This window comes from Parasynechococcus sp. (genome assembly GCF_042954245.1).
Classification (GTDB): Bacteria; Cyanobacteriota; Cyanobacteriia; order PCC-6307; family Cyanobiaceae; genus Parasynechococcus.
Genome location: NZ_JBGKDP010000191.1, coordinates 1 through 6280 on the forward strand (window position 1 = coordinate 1; position 6280 = coordinate 6280).

The 6280-nt window shown below is 63.3% G+C and carries 5 protein-coding genes and 2 pseudogenes; 3 read left to right on the forward strand and 4 right to left on the reverse strand.

The genetic code is table 11. The features are described from left to right. Nucleotides 1-143: pseudogene (locus tag ACGVJ8_RS08610) on the reverse strand (FKBP-type peptidyl-prolyl cis-trans isomerase); the annotation flags it as partial. A 52-nt stretch (nucleotides 144-195) separates the two neighbouring features. Then, a pseudogene (locus ACGVJ8_RS08615) lies at nucleotides 196-524 on the reverse strand (phasin family protein). Nucleotides 525-532: 8 nt separating this feature from the next. On the opposite strand from ACGVJ8_RS08615, the gene ACGVJ8_RS08620 reads away from it, so the two are divergent. Further along, nucleotides 533-1993, forward strand: a complete 1461-nt coding sequence (locus tag ACGVJ8_RS08620) for an apolipoprotein N-acyltransferase (RefSeq protein ID WP_392347255.1) — start codon at nucleotides 533-535, stop codon at nucleotides 1991-1993. On the opposite strand, the gene mnmA is transcribed toward ACGVJ8_RS08620, so the two are convergent. Beyond that, complete coding sequence (gene mnmA / locus ACGVJ8_RS08625) at nucleotides 1945-3096, reverse strand: tRNA 2-thiouridine(34) synthase MnmA (RefSeq protein WP_392347257.1); 1152 nt, start codon at nucleotides 3094-3096, stop codon at nucleotides 1945-1947. The genes ACGVJ8_RS08620 and mnmA overlap by 49 nt on opposite strands. A 51-nt stretch (nucleotides 3097-3147) precedes the next feature. On the opposite strand from mnmA, the gene ACGVJ8_RS08630 reads away from it, so the two are divergent. Together ACGVJ8_RS08630 and ACGVJ8_RS08635 are read left to right on the forward strand one after the other, a co-directional pair. Further along, a complete protein-coding gene (locus ACGVJ8_RS08630) occupies nucleotides 3148-4671 on the forward strand; it encodes an NAD(P)H-hydrate dehydratase (protein WP_392347259.1) in 1524 nt (507 codons plus the stop codon). Between the two features lie 180 nt (nucleotides 4672-4851). After that, nucleotides 4852-5790: an RpoD/SigA family RNA polymerase sigma factor gene (locus ACGVJ8_RS08635; protein ID WP_392347261.1), complete on the forward strand. Its 939-nt coding sequence runs from the start codon at nucleotides 4852-4854 to the stop codon at nucleotides 5788-5790. A gap of 45 nt (nucleotides 5791-5835) precedes the next feature. Here the strand turns inward: ACGVJ8_RS08635 and ACGVJ8_RS08640 are convergent. Beyond that, a partial coding sequence (locus ACGVJ8_RS08640; protein WP_392347263.1) for a thiamine pyrophosphate-dependent enzyme occupies nucleotides 5836-6280 on the reverse strand: 445 nt, incomplete at its 5' end.

Below are 6280 nucleotides of genomic sequence, written 5' to 3' on the forward strand. Positions count from 1 at the left end.
TTTTGGGGTTTCGAAGCCTCCGTGCGAACGGCAGCAGGCTGTGCCGGGGCTGCGGAAACTGTGGAGGGGGCCACGATCTGGCTGACCAAGGCGAGGAGCAGGCAGGCCACGCAGACCGTTGTGCTGATGATGATGTCGCGCACGGAAAGGCTTCATGTTGCGCCGATTCTGACCTCCGGTCCGCGGCGTCGGCGTTCATTCAGGTCGGTTCATCTGCCGTAGCTGTTGCTCGAGGCGATCAATGCGGCCGCGCAGCTCTCCACTTCCTTCTGGCTGGGAACGCCAAAGTCCTGGAGCAGGTTGTCGCGGTTGCGTTCCAGGTTGCGCCCCATCTGCTGTTCCAGTTCGGGTGTTTCACCGCGGAGAGCCTTGAGCACGTCGTCCACCAGAGCGGACGCTTCATTCGGATCCAGCCGTCCACTGCTCACCCAGTTCTGGGTGACGCCGCGCAGACGGTAAGCAACGAGGGTGGTTGTGCCCAGGTCACGGAGCAGCAGTTGCTGAAGAGGATTCGCGGCATCCATGGCGACAGGTGGGCGGGTCCGATCCAGGATGCCTTCGGCCGGGACTGCTGACCATGGGCAATCACCAACTGCAGGCCGGATCGCGGGCGCTGCTAGGCGGCGTCCTGGCAGGCGTGGCTGCATCCCTAGGCGGACCATTGCTGATGGTCCCCGCCCTGGCGCTGCTCTGGTCCGTGGTTGAGCGTCCCCGGTGGTCGGCGGGCTGGGGACTGCTGGCCGTTTTGATCAGCCACCGTTGGTTGCTGGCCTTGCATCCACTCAACTGGATGGGTGTTCCCGCCTGGTTCAGCCTGCCTGTGGCACTGGCCCTCTGGCTGGCCTGCGGGAGCCTTGCCGCTCTGCTCCTGGCCGGATGGTCTGTGCTGGCGCGGCGGCTCCCACGCCGTTGGCCGCATCCTGTGCGGCTGATGCTGCTGGCCGGGCTCTGGGCTCTGGCTGAACTGGTGCTGTCGGGGTCGCCGTTGTTCTGGATCGGCGTCGGCGGCATCACCCTGCCTTGGGACCGCCCCTTGGCGGGGTTGGCCCGCTGGTTCGGCTCCGGAGGGCTGACGTTGCTGCAGTTGTGCTGGGGCTGTTGCCTGCTGGCGCTGTTCGAGCAACCCGCTGCCTGGCGCCGCTGGGGCTTGCTCGGATTGGCCAGTGTGCTTTTGGCCCATGGCTTGGGGAGCTGGCTGTTGTTGGCACCGCCGCCGCCGGTCGCCTCCATTGCTCTGGGGGTCTGGCAACCCGCTGTTCCCACTCGAGAAAAATTCGATTTGGAGCATCAACAGGCGCTTCCAATGACTCTGGTGGATGCGATGCGTCAGCTGGAGCCCAACAATCCGGCTGCTGTGGTGGCTCCGGAAGGAGCGCTTCCGGCGCGTTTTCAGCTGCCGGTCGAAGCTCCAGCCATTCCTCTGATCAGTGGCGGATTCCGTTGGGTGCGGGGTCAGCAACGCAGTTCTTTGTTGCTGTACGAGCCGCCTGCCCGCTTTCCTGTTCCCTTGGCTGACAAGCACCGTCTGGTGCCGATCGGGGAATGGATCCCGCCCCTGCCCGCCGGGCTGACGGCGGGACTTTCTGCGGTGGGTGGATTGACCCCCGGTCCGGCCTCGAGAACGATGGCGGTGGTTGACCCCCCTGCGGCCGTTGCGATCTGCTACGAGATCGCCGATGGTCTGGCTCTGGCGCGCGCCGCTGCCGATGGCGCGACCTGGCTCCTGGCCATCGCCAATCTCGACCCCTATCCGCTGCTGCTGCAGCAGCAGTTTCTGGCTCTGGCGCCGTTAAGGGCACTCGAGACAGGACGGGATCTTCTCAGCGTTGGCAACACGGGCCCGACGGCGCTGATTTCGGCCAACGGGTCGGTGCAGTGGTTGCTTTCGCCTGAGGCTCCGGGCGTCGCTGAGGCCCTCGTTCAAGTGCGCCAGCGCGTCACGCCCTATTCCCGTTGGATCAGCCCCCCACCCAGAACGGTTTCATCGTCGTAGAAGACCGCCGCCTGGCCTGGTGTGATCGAGAACTGCTCCTCTTCAAAGCTGAGACGGCAGCGGTGGGGCCGCTCCCGCTGCTGATCCGCCTCGGTGGCCGGGAGGGGTGAAAGCTCCGCACGCACCGGCGTACTGCGGTAGCGCACCTGCACCTCAACGGTTCGCGGCGCATCGATCGGGTCAATGGAGACCCAGTTCACCGCGCCCACCACGCAGCTGTCTCGGCCGGCTTCGGCCCGGGGTGCGACGACCACGCGATTCATCGCAGCGTCAAGGCGGATGACATGAAGGGGTTCGCGCCAGGCCACACCGAGACCTTTGCGTTGACCGATGGTGAAGTGTTCGATGCCGTCGTGCTCTCCCACAACGGCCCCCTCCGCCAGCACGATTTCCCCCTGCCGCGGTGGCAGATAGGCATCCAGGAACGCCCGCATCGATCCGTGGTGGTCGGCCAGGCAAAGATCCTGGCTCTCCGGTTTTTCTGCGGTGCGCAGACCGTGTCGGGCGGCTTCGAGCCTTGTGTCGGGTTTGGTCAGTCCCCCCAATGGAAAAACGATGCGCCCCAGAACCTCCTGGGGCAGGTCATAGAGGAAATAGCTCTGGTCCTTGCGGGTATCGAGGCCCCGCAGCAGCTGATGTCGCCCTTGATCGCCGCCATGACGGATCCGGGCGTAGTGGCCGGTGGCGATGCGGGGTAGCTTGCGCTCCTGTAGAGCCCAATCGAGCATCGGTCCAAATTTCACCGATCGATTGCACTGGGAACAGGGCAGTGGCGTGATCCCATCGCGATAGCCATCCACCAGTCGTTGAACGATCTCCTGTTGGAACGTCTCCCGTATGTCCACCACGTAGTGGGGAATGCCCAGCTGCTCACAGATGCCGGCTGCATCCACAAGCCCCTCCGCGCAACAGGCCCCTTTTCCGCTCATCAGCCAGAGCGTCAGGCCTTCCACCTGCCAGCCCGCTTCCACCAGCAGTGCCGCCGTCAGGGAACTGTCGACGCCTCCAGAGAGACCAACGGCCACGCGATGCTCCCCTGGCCATTGCCGGAGGTGCTCAAGAGCAGCCTCTCCAGCGCGGGTTGTAGTGAATCCAACGGCCATGGGCGGCGCAGGGAGTTCTCTCCATAGTGAGGTCCCGGCAACCTCCAACTGGTGTGGCCTCCCGCTGATTCCGATCATCTGTTGGTGGATGCCGCGTCCATGGCCGTCTTGGAACAGAGGTTGTTCGACAGCGGAATGCCCGTCGCCGCCTTGATGGAGAAGGTGGGGCTGGCCATGGCGGCTTGGCTGCTGGCACGCCGGGATCTGCTGCGCCATGGCGTGGTTGTCCTGGTGGGGCCGGGTCACAACGGTGGCGATGGTCTCGTGGTGGCCCGGGAGTTGCACCTGGCTGGCATTGAGGTGTCGTTGTGGAGTCCCCTGCCGATTCGCAAGCCCCTCACCGCTGAACATCTGCGCCATGGGGAGTGGCTCGGTCTGCGGCGCCTGGCTGAAGAGCCCGACCCAGGCGGAGCCGCACTGTGGGTGGATGCGGTCTTCGGGCTCGGCCAGAGTCTGCTGCTGCCTGAGTTCTTGGCGGATTTGTTCCGGCGTCGGCAGCAGCTGCAGCCTGGGGCGTTGATCAGCCTGGATTTGCCGTCGGGCCTTTGTTCCGATCAAGGAACCGTGTTGGGCGAGCAGGCGGCCTGTGCCTCGGTCACCCTCAGCGTTGGCTGGTTGAAGCGCGGGTTGTGTCTGGACCCGGCCCGTCCCTGGGTTGGTGCGCTGGTGCGGATCGATCTGGGGTTGCCGCCTGCGGTGATGGGCAACACCGCTGCGGTATTGCCGCGTCGCCTACCGGTGAGAGAGGCCTGCTCGGCCCCGTTACCGCCGCTGCCGCCCACAGCGATGAAGTACGAACGGGGCCGCTGCCTGGTGGTGGCGGGCAGTAATCGCTACCCCGGCGCAGCACATCTGGCGCTGCGGGGGGCCATGGCCAGTGGCTGCGGCTGCGTTCAGGCCGTTGTGCCGCCCCGTCTTCAATCCAGCTTGTGGCAGGTGTTGCCGGAGGTGATGCAACTGGAGGACGTGGTGATTCCAGAGCGGCTGGATGCGGTTTTGGTCGGTCCCGGGCTGGGGGAGCCCACTCATTGGTGGAACCGGTGGTCGGAGCAGATGCTCAGCGTCGCTGGTTTGCTGGTGCTCGATGCCGATGGCATCAATGGGCTGGCGGCCAGTCCGGAGGGGTGGCGTTGGTTGTTGAAGCGGCAGGGGCCGACCTGGTTGACGCCCCATGCGGCCGAGTTTGCACGGTTGTTTCCAGACGGTGGAGCGGGTGATGCGCTGGAGAGGGCGATTTCCGCAGCCCGCTGCAGCCGTTGTTGCATTTTGCTGAAGGGAGCGCATTCCGTGCTGGCGGATCCATCGGGTGCGGCGGTGGTGCTGACAGGCACGACCGCTCGGGTGGCCCGCGCCGGCCTGGGTGACCTGCTGGCCGGTTTTGCTACCGGTTGGGGCGCCCAGGCGGTTGCAGCACAGCAGCAGCCTGGGCTGGAAAGCTTCGCTGCCGCTGCGGCTTTGCATGGTTGGGCAGCAGCTCGTGCTCGCTCCAGTGATGCTTTAGCAATTGCAGATTGTTTGAAAATCAATACAGCACGGTGTCAGAAAAAGAAAACAACGATGTTCAACGAAGCCTGAGCAAATGAGTCGTTTGGATTTGCCTCGGCTTGCAGGTTCCAAAAGGGCTTTTCTTGGTTTTTAAATCTTTCGTAAATCCGAATTGTTGCGGTTTGCTGTTCTGAATCTGAAGGGTTGCTGAAAACACTTCGACATTCTTTCTGTTCGTAGGAAAGTCAACTCACTTCCGCAGCACCCAAGGTGTCCACCGCATCCAAGCCGCTGGAGACGCAACGCCGGCGCAGCAGCGACCCCGTCAGTTGGTACCTCGCCACTATTGGCAGAATTCCACTGCTGACCCCAGCTGAAGAAATCGAGTTGGGCAATCAGGTGCAGGCGATGATGGCCCTCACCAAAGACGGCTCCCGTGAGTTCGAGGATGGAGAACTCACCGCGGCACAGCGCCGTCTTCTAAGGATCGGTCGCCGCGCCAAAGAGCGTATGATGAAGGCTAATCTCCGTCTTGTGGTCAGCATTGCCAAGAAATATCAAGGTAAAGGTCTGGAATTGCTCGACCTGATTCAGGAGGGCTCCCTCGGCCTAGAGCGTGCTGTAGAGAAATTCGATCCCACCCGAGGGTACAAGTTCTCCACCTATGCCTTCTGGTGGATCCGCCAGAGCATGACCCGCGCCATTGCCTGCCAGTCGCGCACGATCCGGCTTCCCGTACATCTCAGTGAGCGGCTCACCACGATCCGCAAGGTCAGTCTTGATCTAGCCCACAAGCTCGGCGCTATGCCCAGCCGTGTGGAGATCGCCGAAGCCATGGATATCCCTTGGGATGAGCTGGATTCGCTGCTGCGGCAGGCCCTCACCACCAGCAGCCTGGATGCTCCCGTCAATGGTGAGGAGGGGCGCAGCTTCCTTGGTGATTTGATCGCTGATTCATCCCTCGATGAACCGCTCGAGATCGTGGAACAGCGGATTCATCACGAACAGTTGGGCCGCTGGTTGAGTCACCTGAGCGAACAGGAGCAGCACGTTCTTCGCATGCGTTTCGGGCTTGAGGGCAACGAGCGCCACACGTTGGCTGAAATTGGACGCTTGATGGAGGTGTCCCGAGAGCGGGTGCATCAGGTTGAACTCAAAGCGCTGCGGAAGCTGCGCAATCTCACCCGTCGACTTCCGAGCGGAATCTGAGCCGCTTCGGGAGATGATGGCTTCAACAGATCCAGTTCAGCTGAATCAGTCTTCCGCCCAGATGTAGCGCGTGAGTTCTGCGGCGTCTGGCTCCGGTGCCGAGAGGGCGAAGTCAACGCAGTCCTGAACGATGCCGTCGATTTCCTTTTCGATCGCGCGCAGTTCATCGCTGTTCACCAGACCCGCTTCGGTCAGGTCCTGCTCGAGGGCTTTGAGGGGATCACGCTTGGCCCAGAACTGCTTTTCTTCCTCCGCCCGCAGTTCGTCCGGGTCAGCCAGGGAATGACCCCGGAAGCGATAGGTCAGGCACTCCAGCAAGGTCGGACCTTCACCCGCTCTGGCCCGTTCCACGGCGCGTTGGGCCGCTGCCCGCACCGCCAGAACGTCCATGCCGTCCACTTCCTCTCCGGCCATGCCGAAGGAACTGGCCTTACGCCAGATCTCCGGGTCACTGGTGGCCCGGTCGTGGGCCATACCAATGGCCCACTTG

Coding starts and splice junctions, on each gene's coding strand:
- mnmA (WP_392347257.1), bottom strand. CDS start 3,096: ATGGCCGTTGGATTCACTACAACCCGCGCTGGAGAGGCTGCTCTTGAG.